At 49.4% G+C, this 19,851-nt stretch carries 15 protein-coding genes; 11 read left to right on the top strand and 4 right to left on the bottom strand.

The genetic code is table 11. From position 1 onward, the window contains the following. Positions 1-2 precede the first annotated feature (2 nt). Complete coding sequence (locus ACR9FF_RS08090) at positions 3-458, bottom strand: hypothetical protein (protein WP_127496732.1); 456 nt, start codon at positions 456-458, stop codon at positions 3-5. A gap of 292 nt (positions 459-750) precedes the next feature. Further along, positions 751-2,379 (bottom strand): GMC family oxidoreductase, encoded by a 1,629-nt coding sequence (locus tag ACR9FF_RS08095; protein ID WP_435170221.1) that lies wholly within the window; start codon positions 2,377-2,379, stop codon positions 751-753. Positions 2,380-2,561: 182 nt separating this feature from the next. Here ACR9FF_RS08095 and ACR9FF_RS08100 point away from each other — a divergent pair, with 182 nt between their 5' ends. The 3 genes from ACR9FF_RS08100 (at position 2,562) to rarD (ending at position 4,742) form a co-directional block, all read left to right on the top strand. Next, positions 2,562-3,044 carry a DUF2975 domain-containing protein gene (locus ACR9FF_RS08100; protein ID WP_127496108.1) on the top strand — a complete coding sequence of 161 codons (483 nt, stop codon included), beginning with the start codon at positions 2,562-2,564 and terminating at the stop codon, positions 3,042-3,044. A 122-nt stretch (positions 3,045-3,166) separates the two neighbouring features. Next, positions 3,167-3,700 carry a hypothetical protein gene (locus tag ACR9FF_RS08105; protein WP_435170223.1) on the top strand — a complete coding sequence of 178 codons (534 nt, stop codon included), beginning with the start codon at positions 3,167-3,169 and terminating at the stop codon, positions 3,698-3,700. Positions 3,701-3,863: 163 nt separating this feature from the next. Beyond that, positions 3,864-4,742 carry an EamA family transporter RarD gene (rarD, locus tag ACR9FF_RS08110; RefSeq protein ID WP_127496106.1) on the top strand — a complete coding sequence of 293 codons (879 nt, stop codon included), beginning with the start codon at positions 3,864-3,866 and terminating at the stop codon, positions 4,740-4,742. A gap of 54 nt (positions 4,743-4,796) precedes the next feature. Here the strand turns inward: rarD and ACR9FF_RS08115 are convergent, their stop codons facing one another. Then, a complete protein-coding gene (locus ACR9FF_RS08115) occupies positions 4,797-5,339 on the bottom strand; it encodes a hypothetical protein (protein ID WP_435170225.1) in 543 nt (180 codons plus the stop codon). Positions 5,340-5,992: 653 nt separating this feature from the next. Between ACR9FF_RS08115 and ACR9FF_RS08120 the strand changes: the two genes are divergently transcribed. Both ACR9FF_RS08120 and ACR9FF_RS08125 read left to right on the top strand, forming a co-directional pair. After that, complete coding sequence (locus ACR9FF_RS08120) at positions 5,993-8,593, top strand: LuxR C-terminal-related transcriptional regulator (protein ID WP_435170227.1); 2,601 nt, start codon at positions 5,993-5,995, stop codon at positions 8,591-8,593. A gap of 83 nt (positions 8,594-8,676) precedes the next feature. Next, complete coding sequence (locus ACR9FF_RS08125; protein WP_127496104.1) at positions 8,677-11,325, top strand: cadherin-like beta sandwich domain-containing protein; 2,649 nt, start codon at positions 8,677-8,679, stop codon at positions 11,323-11,325. A 61-nt stretch (positions 11,326-11,386) separates the two neighbouring features. On the opposite strand, the gene ACR9FF_RS08130 is transcribed toward ACR9FF_RS08125, so the two are convergent. Then, on the bottom strand, positions 11,387-11,596 hold the full coding sequence (locus ACR9FF_RS08130) for an H-type small acid-soluble spore protein (protein WP_127496103.1): 210 nt from the start codon (positions 11,594-11,596) through the stop codon (positions 11,387-11,389). 223 nt (positions 11,597-11,819) lie between these two features. Between ACR9FF_RS08130 and ACR9FF_RS08135 the strand changes: the two genes are divergently transcribed. The 6 genes from ACR9FF_RS08135 (at position 11,820) to ACR9FF_RS08160 (ending at position 19,833) form a co-directional block, all read left to right on the top strand. Next, on the top strand, positions 11,820-13,523 hold the full coding sequence (locus ACR9FF_RS08135) for an amylo-alpha-1,6-glucosidase (protein WP_435172062.1): 1,704 nt from the start codon (positions 11,820-11,822) through the stop codon (positions 13,521-13,523). Positions 13,524-13,667: 144 nt separating this feature from the next. Further along, positions 13,668-15,413, top strand: a complete 1,746-nt coding sequence (locus ACR9FF_RS08140; protein WP_435170230.1) for a sensor histidine kinase — start codon at positions 13,668-13,670, stop codon at positions 15,411-15,413. Beyond that, positions 15,391-16,638, top strand: coding sequence for a response regulator transcription factor (locus ACR9FF_RS08145; RefSeq protein ID WP_435170232.1), 1,248 nt, complete (start codon positions 15,391-15,393; stop codon positions 16,636-16,638). Before ACR9FF_RS08140 ends, ACR9FF_RS08145 begins: the two co-directional genes overlap by 23 nt. An 89-nt stretch (positions 16,639-16,727) precedes the next feature. Continuing rightward, positions 16,728-18,008 (top strand): ABC transporter substrate-binding protein, encoded by a 1,281-nt coding sequence (locus tag ACR9FF_RS08150; RefSeq protein ID WP_435170234.1) that lies wholly within the window; start codon positions 16,728-16,730, stop codon positions 18,006-18,008. Positions 18,009-18,037: 29 nt separating this feature from the next. Beyond that, positions 18,038-19,027, top strand: a complete 990-nt coding sequence (locus ACR9FF_RS08155) for a carbohydrate ABC transporter permease (protein ID WP_201004207.1) — start codon at positions 18,038-18,040, stop codon at positions 19,025-19,027. After that, positions 19,024-19,833 (top strand): carbohydrate ABC transporter permease, encoded by an 810-nt coding sequence (locus ACR9FF_RS08160; RefSeq protein ID WP_127496098.1) that lies wholly within the window; start codon positions 19,024-19,026, stop codon positions 19,831-19,833. The genes ACR9FF_RS08155 and ACR9FF_RS08160 overlap by 4 nt, the downstream gene beginning before the upstream one ends. The last annotated feature ends 18 nt before the right edge of the window (positions 19,834-19,851 follow it).

Here is a 19,851-nt window from a genome sequence, read left to right on the forward strand (position 1 = left end):
TATTAGATACTGATTCTAACCAAGTCATTATTCAATACCGTACTGCCTTCCTGCGGTACAAAGGCGGCGTTGGTACCGAAGTTGTTGATAATGACGTTTGAAGTTCTTGAAGTTAAAACGACAACCTCGTAATGAAATTGGATACCGCCGACATTAGTCGAAAAGCTGCTGAACGTGTTAGCCGGAATTACACGGTTCGTGGTACTCAGCACGACAGGTGAACCGGAATCCCAGTTGATAACGATGACCCTTACGGTAATGGCTGAATTTCGGCGATTCAAGATTTCGGTATGGGCAATAGTGACAGCCGTACTTTTGTTAATGACACCGGTACTCAATGCGGCGACAAAGTTATTTATACTAGCTTGATTCTGCAGCATCGTAACCAATTGCGATTTCATTTTGCTGCTTCTGGTCACTCTCTTTGCCGTCGTTTTTTTGAATTTTTTCATTTTCAATCTTATCACTCCTTCTAGCTGTAAAGTAATATATTGTATTCACGATTTAATAGATTCACCTGTGCTAGTGCTTATTTAATAGATTCATAGTTTCATAGAATTCGCTTACTAGAGAGAGAAGGAAAATCCTAGGCGGGAAGGAGCCCATAACTATATGAAAAGAGACTGCCCTTATAGCCGTCAGAGGCATTGCGGGACAGTCTCGTTTTGGCAATGACAGAAAGAAAAAACGTAAAAAGCACTCTGAACATAGAGTGCCCTTTATGAATAACTGAAAGTATGAGATTTTAGGTTATTCTTCGCTATTTTCGAATCTTCCTCGAATCCTCCTCTTTTTCCTTTTATCCATCCTTTTGATTTGTTCAGCGATCGTGTATCCGATTAGGTAGGCCGCAGCCGAGGTGTTTCCATCCACAGTAAATGGGATAATGGAAGCATCCGCAACAATTAAATTTTTCACCCCATGAACGTGTCCCCTCCGGTCAACGACCCCGCCCTTGCTTAAGGGAGCCATGCGAAGCGAGCTTTGCTGATGATGATTGTGGTCGAAATTTTCTCTAATAAATTGCTCGAGTTCGCTATCGTCATCTATCGTTTCAAGCGTTGGTGAAATGAGGCGGTATGTTGGATCTATGGAGTTTAGTTCAGTAGCTATATCCTTTACATAGATCTTGTAAATGTTTTTTATGGCTTCCATATCACTCGGATTATCGAGAAAGCCTTCATCTGCGAGCACAATTTTAAGCGGGTCTTTGTTTTGGATTCGAATGGAACCGCGACTTTTCGGATGCAGATAAATTAAACCTAACGTTAACGTATCGTCTTCGGAACCAATACCCAGAATCTGAACCGCCCGACGGCGCTTGCCGTCTATTTCCAAAGGGGCAGGCAGGAAAGCGCCTCCGGTATAAAGGGCATTCGGATCATTGGAAGGTAAAGGCCTGTCGTGCGGATTCGATTGAAATACCGCAAAGTTCAGTGTGTGATTTCTTAAGCTTTTCCCCACGTTTGGATTATGAAAGACGCAGCGAATACCGGCTTCCTTCAGTGTTTTTGAGGATCCGATTCCGGATAGCATTAAGAGCTGGGCGCTGTTAATACCCGCTGCAATAATGACTTTTTTCCTTGCGTGCGCGATTATACGCTTACCGCTTTTTAGAAATTCCACTCCGCTAGCTCGCTTATTGGAAAAGATCACTCTTAAAGCAGTCGAATCGGAAAATAATCTTAATTGACGGCCATCTACTCCCCGACCATTCGGGGTTAAGATATCGGAAGACAAAAAAGCAGTGGAAGAGCTTTCTCTTCTGCCATTCGGATTCTGATACAATTGCCATCGGGTAAAGGGGCCAATTGGGGTTCTCGGGTCATTGTAATCGAGAATTTCAGAGAATCCGGTAGCTCGCTCGATTGCGGTAACTACTTTTTTTGCCATGGATGTCGGATTGGCGGGAGCCTGACGAATGTCAATGCGCCCATGATAACCGTGCGCCAAGGTATTATTTGTTTTCCCGTTATATCTTTCAAGTCTTTTAAACCGCTGAACCGCTCGATTTGGAGACCAGAGAGGCCCGAGCAGCCTTTCCCATTCTTTGAATACCTTGCTTGTTGGGCGTACGTATTGTTCCCCGTTTATCGATGAACCGCCTCCCAAGAGACGTCCTGTCGTCCATTCAAACGTTCTATCGTCCAGCCCCGCTTGCGGAACACCTTCTCCTTGCCAGAAATACTGAGGGAAGTATTGTTCCTCCAACTCGGAAGCCATCGTCGAGTCGCTAATCGGTTTATCTTTATCATTGTTTCCGCCTGCTTCCAGAACAAGGACGGATGTTCTTTTATCGTCGGATAAGGTTTTGGCGATGACCGCTCCTGCAGGTCCTGTACCCACTACGATGTAGTCATAGATGAAGTCGCTTCCCATCAAAACTCTCCTTTTACATTAAGGGGCTAATGTAGGATATTAAGATGAGTTGTCTCATGTGTCGAAAAAGCAGCTTACCTTATATTCACAATCAGAATATAATGAAAAACAATTCTAATTTATTGTAAAACAATAAATTTTATGTTAAGGTCATTTTGTGATTAAATTAGCGAGGTGCTTTTATGAAACGGGGAACAACACTCTTTTTGAAGATGGCCGTTATTCTTATTGGAATCCCGGTTCTTGCTTTGTGCATTTTTTTAGTGCCCAAAATCGGGGATTTTGCTGGAGAATCTTATCCGGATCTTGCTTATATAAAGCCTCTCGTTCTAATCGATATGTACGCGGCAGCGATACCTTTTTACTTTGCTTTGTATCAAGCCTTTAAACTTTTAAGCTATATCGATAACAATCAAGCGTTCTCGGAATTATCCGTTAAGGCTTTAAAGAATATAAAATATTGTGGCATCACCATTAGTGTCTTGTACCTGCTAGGTATGCCGCTCTACTATCTCATGGCGCAAAAAGTTGATCCTCCAAGCTTCATGCCAATGGGAACAGCCATTATTTTCGCCTCAATGGTGATCGCCGTTTTTGCAGCCGTTCTCCAAAGGCTGTTACAAGAAGCCATTCGAATAAAATCGGAAAATGATTTAACGGTCTAAGTTTGAAACTCTATCCTTATTCTTATAAGCAGCCAGCGTTCATTTTACGCTGGCTGCTTATTTGTTGAACTATTGGGCAGGGCAGCGTAATAAATATAGTTGAGGAAAGGGTGATCGCTAATATGGATAAAATATTAGAAGCGCTTCTTGAAGGATTTAAGAAGCAGTATTCCAAATCAAAAGCCATTATTCCGCCAAAGGTATATGATGTATCCCCTCAAAGTAAGGAGGAAATATTCGATATGAATTTCCCCGGAGTTTACATTTTTTATGGCCAGACGAGCTATTGCTCCAAAAAAAAGGTGCTTTACTTAGGGGTATCCGGAGCGCAAGGGGGCGTTGGGAAAAAGGTTCAAACTCAACTCGACAAGCTTAAATCGGATTCCGGTTTTCAGAAAAACATGAAAGAGTTGGGGTATGATGGAGCTATTCATTATGACATGGCTAGTTTTTTAGACAGTGCAAAGGCGACAGTTCTACTGGAGGAGATACATATCGTGGAAATTGAAGGGAAAGAAAACCTGAAGCTTGTTGAGAGGTTTCTTAGTATCGAAGAAGAACCTCTTTTTTGCAAAGAGCATATTACAGAGCCCATGAAAGATCGGCATAAACGTTATATAGATGAGTGCCGGGATGAGGTACTCCAAACCGATTAATCAGGAATGGGAAAGATGTCAGGGACAATACAGATATCGTTAGCCGGATTGGGATAAACAGGAATGCGGCTTATTGCCAATCTACTAATTTTTTCCTTTGTATAAGCACAGATCTAGGTGTATAATCCGTTCAGACATCGGAGCGAGAAGTGGGGAAATGGTTATGAACAGCGGATTGGTAAACGCCATTATTGCGTATATCATGTGGGGAGTCCTCCCCCTATATTGGAAATTGTTTAACGACGTGCCTGCGGGAGAGATTCTGTCCCATCGGGTCGTCTGGTCGTTCGTCTTCATGGGTATTCTTGTTGCCGTCCAGCGCCGCTGGGGCGACATGAAGCGGATTGCGTCCAGCCGCACGCTTCTGCTTCCGCTCGCCGCGAGCGGACTGCTGATCGCGGCGAATTGGCTGATCTTCATCTGGGCGGTCAACAACGGTCATGTCGTAGAGACAAGTCTCGGTTATTATTTGAACCCGCTCTTGAACGTTCTGCTGGCGGTTGTCTTCCTTCGCGAGAAGCCCAACCGTGGCCAATGGCTCGCGATTGCCATCGCAGGGTTGGCAGTGCTCATCATTGCCATTGACTACGGGCGGTTCCCGTGGGTCGCGATATCGCTGGCCGCGTCGTTCGGCTTGTACGGCTTAGCGAAGAAAAAGATTGCGCAAGACGCCTCTGTTGGCTTGCTGTCGGAAACGGCAGTCGTCCTGCCCGTCGCGCTTGGTTACTGGATTTACTTGGCTGCCACGGGAAAAACGACGGCATGGACGCTGCCCGCGACCACGTTCGTCGAACTGCTTTTGTCAGGCGTGGTTACGGCGTTGCCGCTGCTCTTCTTTGCGCGGGCTGCCGCTCGCATGGCGTTGTCCACACTTGGATTCGTACAATACATTGGGCCGACGATTATGTTGTTGTTAAGCATATTCATATTCAAGGAATCGGTCTCTCCGGTCCTGCTTGTCGGGTTCGCGCTCATCTGGACATCGCTCATCGTATATGCCGTGGCATCCGTTCGCGGTACGAGACTCGCGAAGGCGAGTTGAGTTTAGGCTAAAAGGCTAAACGCCTCTTATGATTACGTTAAAGCAGTGGCCGGTCTATAAATGACCGGCTGCTGTTTTTATATATGGCTTAAAATCAATTTTTATTTTATTTGTTGGTAAAGGTTTGAGTGAGACATTTAACTTCTTATGGTCATTCCCATATTCAAAATACCATTCAGAAGGCGTACCCCAGATTGTTAATTCTGGGTATGGCTCTTTGATTCGATATCTTTTTTTATCTCGAGAAAAATGAGTGCCAAGAAGTAACACATCATCCCAATAAGTATAAAAATTTATTGATTGTGGAACTAGTGTTACATTACTTATATCCTGTGGAATATGAACAGAATAGTTATACAGTACATTTCTTATAACCGCTGCGATCAGCTCAGGAGAGCTATTAGCATAAATTGAATCCCTAATGAAGGCTTGAGAATTTATTGTAATAGAGATATCAAGACTTTTACTTTCATTTTGATAGTTAACTTTTGTGGCAGGCAAATCCAGTTTATTTGGCAATCCAATAGTTTCGAGTTTAATGAATTCAGTAATGACTGTATTAGTAGGCTCCGTTTTAATAAGTTTTTCATACTCCAAGATTCTAGGGAGAATAAATAGAATAAGGAACGAAAGGATAAAAATACATGCCGCTAGTTTTCTCTCCAAAAACTATTTTTTATTGGTGAAAAAATAGTAGAAAGAAGCCATTAGTGAAAGTGTTGGGAAAACATATGCGTAAATTAATAAAGGAGGGATAGCTATCAAGGCAAGAGAAACTCGTCCAAGTAAGAACACTAGAAGCCAAATTCCAGTAAGGATATAAAGCGTATTGAGAATGCCTCTATTACTGGTCTTCATTTAGACGAACCCCTCCTAATGAGATAAATAATACCGCGTCTCCTATGTAACTAAGCATAGAGTATGCTTAATGGCTTAATAAGTTCTAACTTTTATAGAACCCTTTGGAAGGACCTCTGGGACCACCTCAGTACCTATAGTCTGAGAAAAGACTTGGATCAGCTCTATAGAGCTGGCGCGAATACTCAAAGATGCCTTGCTGGAAAAAGAACCAACCTTAAAGGTTGGTTCTTTTTTTACCATTATTATGAAATGATAGCTCATGTTCATAGCTACATAATAGAATAATCAAATTTATTCTATTATTTTTAAGTAGGCGGGTTCCAAAAAGTGTATAATTCTTGTTAGTTTATGTCGAATTACCGCGCTTTTATGGGGAGGGAAATCAAGGAATGAAATTAAATGCGATCCCCGGTTCCGAACGGGGGCCAATTGCCGTATCCAAGCTGCTTGTTCCAAATGCGGCATCCAATTATGTCGAGCGGCCGAGACTGTCGAGTATTATGGACCGGTCGAACACCTGCCGGATGACGGTGGTAGCGGCGCCTGCCGGATTCGGCAAAACAACGCTAGTCAGCGGCTGGATCAGTAGGCGGGCGGCTCGCGCAGCCTGGCTGTCGCTTGAACCGGCCGATAATACGTTCGTGCGGTTTTGGAGCTGCGCGGCCGCGGCGATTGACCGGACGATTCCGGGCTTCTACGAAGCGGCGATGCCGATCTTCCTCTCATTCGGCGAGACGTCCGCGGAGTCGGCGATGTCCTTTTTCCTGAATGAGTTAACGGGCCGGATTGCCGAGGAGACGATACTTGTCGTGGACGATTATCATTTCATCGACAATCCGGCCATTCATAATGGTCTTTCTTATTTGCTTGATCATATGCCAGCTGCCCTTCATCTCGTCATCGTCAGCCGAACGGTTCCGCCGCTTCCGCTGTCACGGATGCGGGCGCGGAGACAGGTGCTGGAGCTGGATGGACGTCATCTGCGGTTCACGGCGGATGAAGCGATGGAGCTTCAAAACAAGACGTCGGAGACAAGGCTTACGCCTGAAAAAATGACGGAGCTTGACGCCAAAACCGAAGGCTGGGCGGTAGGACTGATTCTGGCCTTTCATTCCTTGGCCGCAACAGGCGGCAACGAGAATTTTCTTCGTTCCTTCGACGGTCATAACCGTTACGTATTTGATTACCTGATCGACGAGGTTATCCATCGTCAGCCGCAGAATGTGCAGAGCTTTTTGCTGCGGACGAGCATTCTGGAGCGCTTTTCCGTATCGCTATGCGATGCGGTGACCGATTGGGCGAACTCCGCTTCCGCGATTGCCTATTTGGAAAAATCGAATCTGTTCGTCAGCCCGCTCGACGATACGCGTACCTGGTATAAGTATCATCATCTTTTTGCGGAGGCGCTCCGGAATCGATTGGACGAAACCTGTGACCAGGCAACAAGAAGCGAGCTTCACCGGAAAGCTCATCGATGGTTCGGAGAACGCGGCTTGTATCGGGAAGCGATCAAGCATGCGCTGGCGGCGGAGGATTTCGATTCGGCCGGCCAGTACATGGAACGGCATTTGCCTGAAATAATCGGAAGCGGGGAAGAGGCCGATCTGCTTCGATGGCTTAGCGAGATGCCGCTCAGAAGCATCGTACGGTTTACGAATCTGTTCTTTTTCCAGGAAAGCGTACAAGCCGCGAAAGGGCGGGCGGCTGAAGCCCGCCGGTACTTGGATCAAGTCACAGCCTTGTTGGATACGGAGCCCGGGCTGATTGAAAGCGAACGGGTAAAGGAAATGCAAGTGCATATCCGGATGTACAGCAACTCGCTTTCCTATTATGAAGGGGATATTGACGGGTTCATCGGACAGCTGAAAAGCAATCTGGATTTATTGGTGCGGCATGGATCGATTGCGAATGTCGTGAATATGGGCGAGGCTCTGCTGTATCGCGGTCCAGTCGGCTTCGGAGGCAGATTGCGCAAAATCGCTTATTTGTCCTCACACGTTTCGGCCGATGAGAAGCTGTCGCTTGTGCTGCATCGGAGCCTGGAGGGCTTGGGCGTGATTTTGCTTGCGGATTTGTTATACGAACTCAATCGCATTGCAGAATCGCGGCTAACCCTTGAAAAGGCGCTATATGGCGGGGCGTTTCCGCGCAATCCAGCGGCTTTGGCGCCTGGATACATCCTGCTGTCCAAAATTTTGCAGGCGGAAGGGCAATTGGATCAGGCCAGGGACGTCATCCTGCGCGCGATTGAAGAGATGAGGGAATGCCGTTCTCCCCGCTGGCAGATGATCGTGGAAGCAAGACTGGCGAGACTGCAGCTTGCCGCGGGAGAAACCGAGGCGGCTGCCGCATGGATTAATGCCCGTCATATTCGAATCATGGAGCGCGCGGATGTGAGCCGCGAATACGAGAACTTTACTTTGGCGCGCGTCTTGATGTCGCAGGGCGAGCTGCGCAAGGCTTTGGGCTGGCTCTCGCGAATTAGCCTGGAAGCGAAACAGGCGGACCGGATTGCAAGCCGAATTGAAGCGCTCCTGCTTCAGGCCTTATGCCACAAGGAGCTGGCGGATTACGCCAGTGCCGCCTCTGCGTTGGCACAAGCCTGCGAATTAGCGCGCCCGGAAGGTTTTATCCGCATTTTCATGGACGAGGGACAAGCATTAACTCCTCTATTCGAGCGGTGGTTAAGCGAAGCTAAGCCGGAGGGAGAAATGGCTGCATACGCGAATCTGCTGCGTGAGAGGATTTCCGAAGGCGGTTGGACTGCTTCCTATACCCGGGCGAAAGAAATCCCAGCCATCAAGTTGACCGAGCGGGAACGGGAAGTATTGCGGAAAATCGGCGAGGGTCTTTCGAACGAAGAAATCGGCCGGCAGCTTTTTCTCTCCACGGGGACGGTCAAGAAGTACGCTTATAACATTTACGAGAAGCTGCAGGTCAAGAATCGGGTGCAGGCCATCTCGAGAGCAAAGGAAATGGGATTGTTGTAAATACCAACTTTAGTTGGTTGAGAGAGCGAAGCCAAGTTCCCTATAATTCTTTTTTAGAAGAAAGATAGGGAGGAATTGGACTTATGTCTCGTATAGGGAAGCTGCTGCTGGCGTTAATACTCGTATGGATGATTAATCCGGGATATTCCCATTGGGCTATGGCCAGCGGTGGAGCGGCTGTGGCTGTACATAAGCAGATGAAGGCGGGAAACGAATTTACGCTGCTGCTGGACGAAGGAGGCCGTATATGGTCCTGGGGCAATAACGAATACGGAACGCTTGGAGACCGAACCAAGAGAGACCGTCTCACTCCGGATTTAGTAACGGGATTAAGCGAGGTCAAGGGAATCGCGGCCGGAGCTGATTTCGCCCTTGCGCTAAAGATTGACGGTACGGTGTGGGCATGGGGAGACAACTTCTTTGGGCAGCTTGGATTAGGCCACAGCTATGAGCGTAACACGGAGGTGCAAGTCAGCGGGTTAAGCGACGTCAAGACAATTGCGGCGGGAGCGGATCATGCCTTGGCCTTGAAGAATGACGGAACGGTGTGGAGCTGGGGATTAAACGCGAATGGACAACTCGGAGACGGGACCATGGATAACGGATATTTCCCCGCGCAGGTTTCCGGTCTAAGCGATGTTACGGCGATCTTTGCCGGATTCGATCAATCCTTTGCCGTGAAAACCGATGGAACGGTCTGGGCTTGGGGAATGAATAATGATGGACAGCTTGGCACGGGGATAATCAATTATTACCAAGCTGTTCCAATGAAAGTCCAAGGTTTAAGCGATGTCGTGGCGATCGCAGGGGGCGGCAACCATACTATTGCGTTAAAAAACGACGGAACGGTGTGGGCATGGGGAGATAACGGTTATGGTCAGCTTGGAAACAACGGAATAACGGATAACACGAGTTTCCCCGTACAGGTAACCGGTTTGGATCACGTGAAGTCGATTGCCGCAGGACGATTCCATTCCTTGGCGGTAAAGAACGACGGTACCGTCTGGTCATGGGGGCTTAATAGCTACGGGGAGCTCGGAGACGGAACCAATACCAATCGCGACTTGCCGGTGGAAGTGACGGGATTAACGGATATAACGGAAGTTTCATCCATGGTTAACCACAATGTTGCTTTAAAAAAGGACGGCACAGTATGGGGATGGGGAGCAAATTACGAAGGTCAGCTTGGTGACGGGTCCACCGGGGACCAGTCTATTCCGACGCAGGCTTTAATAATAAATCCTCAATTAGGAGGTCTTGATCTATCCGACGGCCGTTTGAGCCCGTCACTTTCTTCCGAGGTGAATGAATATAGGGTAGTTGTGGCCAAAGGAAAAAGCGGAATTACGGTGACGCCAAGAGAGGCCAACGCGAGTGCAACGGCAAGCATGTACAATGCATCGGGCTTGCTCGCTGCGGGTCCCTTCGGACTGACTAACGATACCGCTTCGGATTTGCTTCCTCTAGCGAGTGGTGACAACCGGCTTGAAATTACGCTGACTCCGCAATGGGGACCGGTTAAGACGTATATCCTAACCGTCATTCAAGCTAACGATAACGCTGAATTGAACAATCTGGAGATTACGGGCGGAACGCTGTCAGCCGCTCCTTCGCCAGCCGTGAACGCCTACACGGCGGACGTGGCGAATTCCATTGCATCCGTCAAAGTAAAGCCAACCGCAGCGGATGCAGCCGCGACGATTACGGTGAATGGCAAGCCGGTAGCAAGCGGAGCAGATTCGGAGGATATTCCGCTCAGTGTCGGCAATAACACGATTTTGGTGGTTACGACGGCGCAGGACGGTATAACGAAGAAAACCTATACCATTAACGTCACTCGGGCTTCCGCGCCATCGAGGCCCTCTCTGTCCGGTAATGCAAGGTTAGGCGGTATCACCTTATCCAGCGGAGAGCTTACGCCGGCCTTCTCATCCTCGATACAAGAGTATCGGACGACAGTACCTGATGACGTCGATAAATTAGTGATTACCCCCATAGCCGAGCATTCGCAAGCAACCATTCGCCTTAACGGAAAGTTGGTACCCGGAGGCGAAGCCAGCCAGCCGATCATTCTTGCAGTCGGAGAGACGACAATCGAGATTGCGGTGACGGCTGCAGACGGAACGGTTGCCGATTATCGAATAGTCGTTACGAGAACTCCCCAGCCATGTGTCAATGACGGATCACGACTATCCGATATTGCCGGTCATTGGTCGGAAACGTTTGTGAAGCAAGCAGCATGCGCGGGTATCGCCGGAGGGTATCCGGACGGGACATTCAAGCCCAACGCGCCGATTACGAGAGCGGAATTTCTCGTCATGCTCATGAACGCAATTCGAGCGGAATTAACTAGGGCGGCTACGGTGAATGTGTTTGCCGATCAAGCGGAAATACAGGCATGGGCGGTGCCGGCCATCGGTATGGCCTATGCAAAAGGAATTGCGCAAGGTTACCCGGATGGAACGATTCGTCCAAACGCTCGGATTAACCGCGCGGAAATGGCAACCCTGGCCGCGAGGGCGTTCGATATCCCGTTAACAGCCGGGGACGCCGGATTTGCGGATGACTCCGGCATACCGGAATGGGCGACCGGAGCGGTTCATGCACTCAAGGAGCAGGGAGTTCTGAATGGCAAAGGAAACGGCATGTTTCATGCTGAAGCCGAGGCGACAAGATCGGAAGCTGTTGTGGTGATTCTGAAGCTACACCGGTTAAGAACATCGGATGAATAAAAAAGGAGGGGATAAGGTTCCCGTCATTTGCGGATGACAAGAATCTTATCCCCTTCCTCGCTCACACAAACGATACATCGGATTCGTCGTTGAATTCTTCCTCCAGCACCTCGACCGGTACCGTCTGCTCTTCTTCCGGCGTGGCCGTCGGGTGAATTCTCGCCGTGCCTGCCCCTACATTAACATGCTCGATAAAAACGGGGACGCCGAAATACGATACGATAATCATATCCGGAGAATCGGCGATCTCCTTCGCTCTAAACGCTTCCACAGTCCATCACCTCTTGCAAAGTATTTACCTTGTCTAGGTTGTTTATCCGCCGGTTCGCATCGAACAAAAACACGATATTCTCCGAACAAATTGCCTCTTTTCATTCGAGAAAATCCCGCTGCGAAACAATTACCCTCCCCTCTGAAAACAACTGTCGGTTACGGCCGAACTCCCCTTTCGATAAAATGAAAGCGTATACGACGAAGTCGAGAGGGAGATTATGATGAACTTTGACTTAAATATCGTTCCGTTCAGTCGGAGAGACTCGTTCCTGGCGGTCTCGATTCTGCATGAAGCCCAAGATAGAGAACAAGGTCTGTACCTGCGCACCGTTCGCGGCGGCGATGATAAATTCGGCGAGGCTTTTCATGTCGCCATGCTGGATGAAGGCGGCCAAGCCGTACCGTTCAACTCGGCAGCCTCGCCTGAGCGGGTGAAACTGGCATCGGAATGCGGCTTAACGGCCGAGATCTGCATTTCCGACAGCCGGACATTCCGCGTCCGGACAAGCGGCTGCGGAATCCGATTAACGTTCCGTACATCCGCCTATGATTACGCGTTTCAAGAGTCGCCCGGCAGGTGGGAGGTCAACAGCTTCACCCATGAATGCCGGTTCAGGCTTACGGCGCTTGTCGGAGAGCTGCGGATGGAGGTGCCATGGGATAAAATCAAAAGCACTTACGTGATCGCCGACTTCCTGCCGGACCGGGCAACAGGGCAATCCGAATTCGCTATCGAAGAATTCCTCACCGTACTGGAGCCGCGGGCTGCCTGGAAGCCGTTCGATGATATCGTAAATGAAGTGAAGGAAGAGTTTAGCCAGTGGCTGAATAACAGCTTGTCGATGCCCGAACGCTGGGAAGATAGCCGTGCTCTTGCTTCCTATATTACCTGGTCCTGCCTTGTTCCGGCGGAAGGATGCCTGACGCGTCCCGCTATGTATATGTCGAAGAACTGGATGACGAATATTTGGAGCTGGGATCACTGCTTTAACGCCATGGCGCTCGTACGCCACGATCCGAAGCTGGCTTGGGATCAGTTCATGATCTTCTTCGACCGCCAGGACGAGAGCGGGCTTATCCCGGATTTCATCAACGATAAGTATGCGTTATGGAATTGCAACAAACCGCCTATTCACGGATGGACGCTTGCTTGGATGATGGCGAGAACGGATTTTATCCAAGAGGAGCAGCTGGCTGAGGTATACGGGCCTTTATCCAAATGGACAAATTGGTGGTTCCGGTACCGCGATAATGATGGCGACGGCATACCGCAATACAATCACGGCAATGACTCCGGATGGGATAACAGTACGGCGTTTAACAACGGCATTCCCGTCGAAAGCCCGGATTTGGCGGCTTTTCTAATTATTCAATCGGAAGTATTGGCCGGCATCGCGGAGCGGCTTGGAAAAGCGGAAGAGGCGGTCGGATGGCGGAAGCTTGCCGAGGACACACTAGAAAAAATGATTGCCCATTTCTGGGACAACGGACGGTTTGCGTCCTGCCGCTCCGGTACTCACGAGAAGTCGGAAGGAGACAGTCTGCTCCTGTTCGTACCGATTCTATTGGGCAGCCGTCTGCCTGAAGATATCCGTGCTGCTCTGCTGCGGGGATTGAGAGAAGAGGGCAGATTTTTAACGGTTAACGGCTGGGCGACGGAAAGTCTCGATAGTCCCTTCTATCTTTCCGATGGTTACTGGCGTGGTCCGATCTGGGCGCCATCAACCATGCTTTTAGTTGAAGGCGCTGCCGCGGCAGGAGACAGAGAGCTTGCGGAAACCGTCTCGAGGCGGTTCTGCGCGATGCTTGACCGGAGCGGGATGGCTGAGAATTTCGACGCGGTTACGGGAGAAGGCTTGCGGGATCGCGCATTCACTTGGACGTCCAGCGTATTTCTGATTTTGGGAAATGAATATACAACTTAATGGCTTGATCGCACTTCTTCACCGTCTTAAAAAGACTGGCGAGGAAGTGCTTTTGACGTTTGGGGACCAATGACATTGTTTGTCGGAATGGTCCATGCTACAATTCAGTTGATTTTTGCAAGCAGCAGCACGGAGGGCATCCCTATGAACGATTTACTGAAACGGCTTCGCATTCGCCTTCAGCCAAGCGCTTACCGGAGTATTCGCACCAAATTTCTCGTCAGTTTTCTTATTGTTACGATTATCCCGCTGCTATCGCTTGGCGCCATGTCCTATTACCAATCGGCGAAGGTTATCAATTCTCAGTTCGGCAAATACGGAGAGAACGCCGTAGCGCAGCTGGAGCAGCAGACGAGCTCCTATTTGAACCGGATGAATCAGACGACGGAGACGATTTATACGTATTTGCTTGATCCCGCTTGGGCTGACTTAGGAGATCAGCCTCCTTCAACCTATAGCGATATCATGGATAAAAATGATTTGGAGTCGCTTTTGAAAGCGCTTAAAACCGATCGGACGACCGGCATTTATATCATTACTCGTACCGGCTATTATTATGGGGAAAATAATCTGGACGTATCCAAGCTGACGGCCATTCCCGCATGGCATACGATGCCGGATTCCCAATCGGGCAAATATTGGCTTGGGTTCTACCCCCAGAGCCACGGAATGAACGATACGGCTGATGCCGGCATGCCGGTTCTGGGCTTGGCCGTATCGATTAATAATCCCTATGGAGCCCTGAAAGGAAGCAAGATTCTAATCGAAGAGAATGCCGAAGAGCTGCTTCATATGTTCAAGCTGTTCGAGAACGATACGAAGGCGCATCTTCGAATCAATGACTCAAGCGGAAGGGTTATCTACGAAACGGCGGGTGCTTTTGCTTCGCAGTCAAGCGATATTGTCTGGAACAAAACCATAGCCGTAAACGGGTGGAACATAGAATCAAGGCTGCCTGCCGCATCGTTCTATCGTTCCTCCGGCATTATCAGGTCGAACACGATAATCGTGGCAACGGCTTCTTGTCTTTTGGCATTTGGACTCGCTTATTTGTTCTCATCCCGTTTCACCGTGCGGATCCGCCGGCTCAAAGACGCAATGCAGAAGGTCAGCTTCGGCAAGCTGCATACGAGAACGCAGGTGGAAGCGAAGGACGAGCTGGGCGTTCTCGATATCAGCTTTAACAATATGGTAAGCGGCATACAGACGTTAGTCGGCGAGATTGAACAAAGCGAGAGGCTTAAGAAGGAAGCGGAGCTCAAAGCCTTTCACTATCAGATCAATCCCCATCTGTTGTTCAATACGCTGAACTCGATTCAATGGAAAGCAAGACTGCAGGGAGCGGAGGACATTCGCCAGATGCTATACCATCTGACCAAGGTGCTGGAGGGTAATCTGGATATCTCGCAGGAGATGATTCCCCTCGGGAGTGAGCTGAAGATTATTGAGCATTACCTCAAAGTCCAGGAAATACGTTATGGCCCCGTGTTTACGTACAAGCTGGAATGCGAAGAGCAGCTTAAGCGCTATTTGATTCCCCGTATGACACTGCAGCCGTTATTCGAAAATATTTTTTTCCATGGGTTCGAGGATGGTCAAGGAGAGATTGGGTTAACCATTCGCGAAGCAGGCAATCATCTGCGGCTTATCCTGTCCGATAATGGAGCGGGCATTCCCGCAGCGAAGCTGGAACGTCTTCTTTTGCCGAATACGGAGAAGCGTAAGGGCAGGGGAGGGCTTGGCGTGCAGAACGCGAATCAGAAGTTCAAGCTGCATTTTGGACCACAGTTCGGGTTAAACGTACAATCGATTCAAGGGGAAGGGACAACCATCATCATCGAATGGCCCAAGAAGGAGGAGAATCCGCATGGAAACGGAAACAGCGATTAAAGTATTGATTGCAGACGACGAGAGTATTGTCCGCAAAGGACTCCGTTCGACCGTACCTTGGGAGAAATACGGAATGGAAGTGGTCTCGGATGCCCCGAACGGGCGTAAAGCTTGGGAAGCTTTTCTGGAACACCAGCCCCAGGTCGTCATCACGGATATCGTGATGCCCGAGATGGACGGCATAGAATTATCTCGGAAAGTGAAAGAAACAGCTCCCGATACCAAAATCATTCTGCTCAGCTGCCATAGGGACTTCGAATACGCGCAGCAGGGCATGAAGCTTGGCGCATCCGGTTATTTGCTAAAAACGGCATTCGAGGATGAAGAGCTGGAGGAAATGCTCGCGAAATTCCAAAGAGAGTTCGCGGCAGCTTCGGAATCAGCGGCTGTGAAAGACAAGGAAACCGATCAAGGAGAGCGACTGAGCACTCTTCTATATGCTTGGCTGAACGGACACAATGATAAGTTTATCGGCGAAATGGAGAAGCGTTCCGGCGAGGACCGGTCCTTTAACGATGAGCCCGTCTATATCTATTTGATTAAAACCGTGGGCTGCGAATGCTCATGGCCGGTCCTGCTTAAGCAAGGCACCTCTGATGATCAGCAGCTTTGTACCGGTATGCTAATTCCGTATGGGGAGGAGCGCTGTTATTGCATGCTGCCGAAATCTAAGGCAAATGCTATGGAGAGCTTGCTGGTGGAGCATAAAAGCGAGCTTGCGAAGCTGCAGTGGGCGAGAAGAGGTCCGCTCTCGGATACGGAAGAAAGATTGGAAGCCTTTCTTGCGCTTCATAAGGAGGCCGAATTGGAGAAGGCTTATAATGTATCGAAATCGGATTGGCCGGAAGCCATTTGGCGCGCCGTCAAGCTGCTTCACGACAATCCGTCCGCCGAATGGTCCGTCAGCGATGTGGCAAGGCAGGTCGGTCTCAGCCGGAGCCATTTCTCGATTCTGTTCAAGAAAGCGGTCGGGGACAGCTTTGTCGCTTTTCAATACAAACGGAAGCTAAAGCTGGCTACGGGATTATTAAGAGATACCCATCTTACGATGCAGGAAATTGCCGAGCGCACGGGGCTTGGCGACAGCAAATATTTCAGCAAGTGGTTCAAGCGGTGCACGGGGGAGACGCCAAGCCGCTACCGCGCCGAACAAAAAGACAACAGGCATCTAACAGATGACCACCCGCCTTCGCAATCGAACAAAAACACGGAAACAATCGAATAGTTATCGGTTTTGAACCGCTTTCATTTTCGTTATGATGAAAGCGGTTCAATTATTATATATCTCATTTTTCAAAAGGGGAGCTGCCAGAAATGAAAAAGAAACTAACCTTTATTCTTCTGACAACTGTAGTGTCGATGGCTGCGCTGACGGCATGCGGAGGCAATAATGAAAGCTCGGGCGGCAATTCGGCGCAGTCCGCGGGCGGAAAAGGTTCCGCCGATGTGAAGAAGCTTCGGTTCGCGACATGGGATACAGGCGACGCGCTTAAGATCGAGCAGGATATCGCGAAGAAATTCGAAGCCGATCATCCCGGAACGCAGGTGCAGGTAGAAGCCTACGCGGATGGCTTTGACCAGAAGCTCGCGGCGGGTTTTGGCGCTACGAATCCACCGGATGTGATGTACATGTGGGACTTCCCAACGTATCACCGGTCGCTTGAGCCTCTTAACAGCTACGCGGACGGCGATAAGGATCTGAATAAGGATGATTTCTACAGCGGTTTGTTCAACTATGCGACTATAGATAACAATCTCTACGGCATTCCGGCAGGCTTTACGACTCGCGTGGTCTACTACAACAAAAAGATGTTTGACGATGCGGGCATCGCGTATCCGAAGGATGGCTGGACATGGGATGATTTTCAGTCCGCCGCGCAGAAGCTGACGGATAAATCGAAGAAGCAATACGGCTTTGGCGTACGCGCGGAGAACGATACGTATGATCTGCAAGGCTTTGTATGGAGCAACGGCGGATCTTATATCTCGGATGACGGCAAAACGATCGACGGCTTTATGAACAGCAAGGAAACAGCCGGCGCCATCCAAATGTTTGGCGATATGCTGAAGAACGGCTCGGCTGTATTGACGGGCGGCAAAGGGCAGCAAAGCGGAGAGGATATATTCAAAGGCGGAAAAATCGCCATGTGGGAAAGCGGCATCTGGCCGCTCGAATCCTTCAAGCAAGCAGGAATTGACTTAGGCACGGTAGAGATGCCGGCCTTCCCGGGCAAGCCGGTAAAAGGCGTCGTCGCCGAATCTGCCCTGTCCATTGCCAAGGATTCCAAGCAGAAGGAGCTGGCTTGGGAATTTATCAAATATTACGTGTCGAGCGAAGCGATCAAGATGCGCGTAGCCGACTTGCCGGTACGGGTAAGCGTAGTAAGCGAGCTGAAGAAGGATCAAGATCCTCTATACAAGCCTTACTATACGATGCTGGAGCGCTCGGACAATACCCCAGCCTTTCTTCTTAACGACAAGTGGAATGAAGTGAACCGTCAGCTGTCCGCCGCGGTTGAAGCGGTCGTGCACGGCAGCGATGCGCAGGATGCGCTTAATCAAGCCGTGAAGGACAGCGAGCGGTATTTGAAATAACATTACAGCTTTGGAAAGAAGGTTAGGAGATGGCTCAGACCTACTCGCAGACAGCAGGGAACAACGCGGCCAGCTTCACGCCTAGAAGAAAACGCAGATGGGGTGGGGCTGCGCCCTACCTCTTCATCTTCCCGTGGATATTCGGATTCCTCGTTTTCACGCTAGGCCCGTTATTGTTCTCGCTTATTATTTCGTTTTTTGATTGGCCGATCGTAGGCCAGGTGCATTTCATCGGTCTTGGAAATTACAAATCCATGTTTACGGATGATCCGTTATTCTGGAAGTCGCTAGGCGTAACGCTTAAGTTTGCCGCGCTGTTTGTTCCTTTCAACATTATCGTCGCGCTGGGGCTTGCCATTCTGCTCAATCAGAACACGCGCGGCACGGCTATTTTCCGAACCGCCTTCTATCTGCCTTCCGTTATTTCCGGCGTTGCTCTAGCGATGATCTGGTCCTGGGTGTACAGCGGCGATTACGGCATCCTGAATTATTTTCTCTCGATTCTTGGCGTGCAAGGTCCGGACTGGCTGAACGATACCAAATGGTCCATGGTTGCGATGGTTGTCGCAAGCCTATGGGGACAAGGCTCCATGATGCTCGTCTTTCTCGCCGGGCTTAAGGGAATTCCGAAGGATCTATATGAATCTGCTTCACTGGATGGAGCGGGGAAAATCAGGCAGTTCTTCAGCGTGACGGTTCCCATGCTAAGCCCGACCATTCTATTTAACTTGATTACTTCCATTATCGCGGCCTTCCAGCAGCTCACTCTCGCTTTACTCTTGACGGGCGGCGGGCCGATGAAAGCCACTTACTTCTACGCGATGTACATGTATGAGAATGCATTCAAATATTACAAAATGGGTTATTCCGCAGCTAACGCATGGTTTATGTTCCTTATCGTGCTTACGCTGACCTTCCTGGTATTCAAGTCTTCCGAGGCGTGGGTGTTCTATGAAGGCGAGATGAAGCGCAAGCCGCAGAAGAAAACGAAAGCTGGCGGAAAGGGGAAAACCGCATGAAAAAGCTATTTATCTATGCGTTATTGATTTGCTGCTCGCTGTTGTTCGCCGCGCCGCTGTTCTGGGCAGTGACCACGGCGCTTAAGTCACAAGCCGAGCTGTACCTTTTTCCGCCGAAATGGATTCCTTCCGCACTCCAATTCAGCAACTTCTCGGATGCATGGACGATACAGCCCTTCAACTTATTTTTGAAAAACACGGTTATCGTGACGCTGTTGTCAACGATCGGCCAGCTGGTATCCTGTACGCTTGTGGCTTACGGCTTCGCAAGATTCGAATTCAAGGGACGCAATCTGTTGTTTCTTGTCGTGCTGGCGACGATGATGATTCCTTGGGAAGTGACGATGATTCCGCAATACATGGAGTTTAACTACCTGGGCTGGATCAATACGCTTAAGCCGCTTATTGTTCCGTCATGGTTCGGGTCGGCCTATTTCATCTTCCTGCTCAGACAATTTATTCTTACGCTTCCGCGTGAGCTGGATGAAGCGGCGACGATTGACGGAGCGAACAAGTTCGGCATTCTCGCGCGAATAATCGTGCCGCTTATGGGGCCGCCGCTTATTCTGGTCGGAGTGTTTCAAGTGATGAACTGCTGGAACGATTACCTGGGACCGCTGATTTTCCTTAATGATCAGTCGAAATACACGCTTACGCTTGGCTTGTCGCAGTTCAAGGGGATGTTTGGCGTCGATATGCAGTCCATTATGGCGATTACCTGTCTGATCTCGATTCCGCCGCTTGCCGTATTTTTCTTCGCGCAGCGTTATATTGTAGGCGGAATCGCCAATACGGGGATTAAATAAACAGAGAGCTTTGCGATT

It is taken from the genome of Paenibacillus glycanilyticus (assembly GCF_051200795.1).
GTDB classification, from domain to species: domain Bacteria; phylum Bacillota; class Bacilli; order Paenibacillales; family Paenibacillaceae; genus Pristimantibacillus; species Pristimantibacillus glycanilyticus.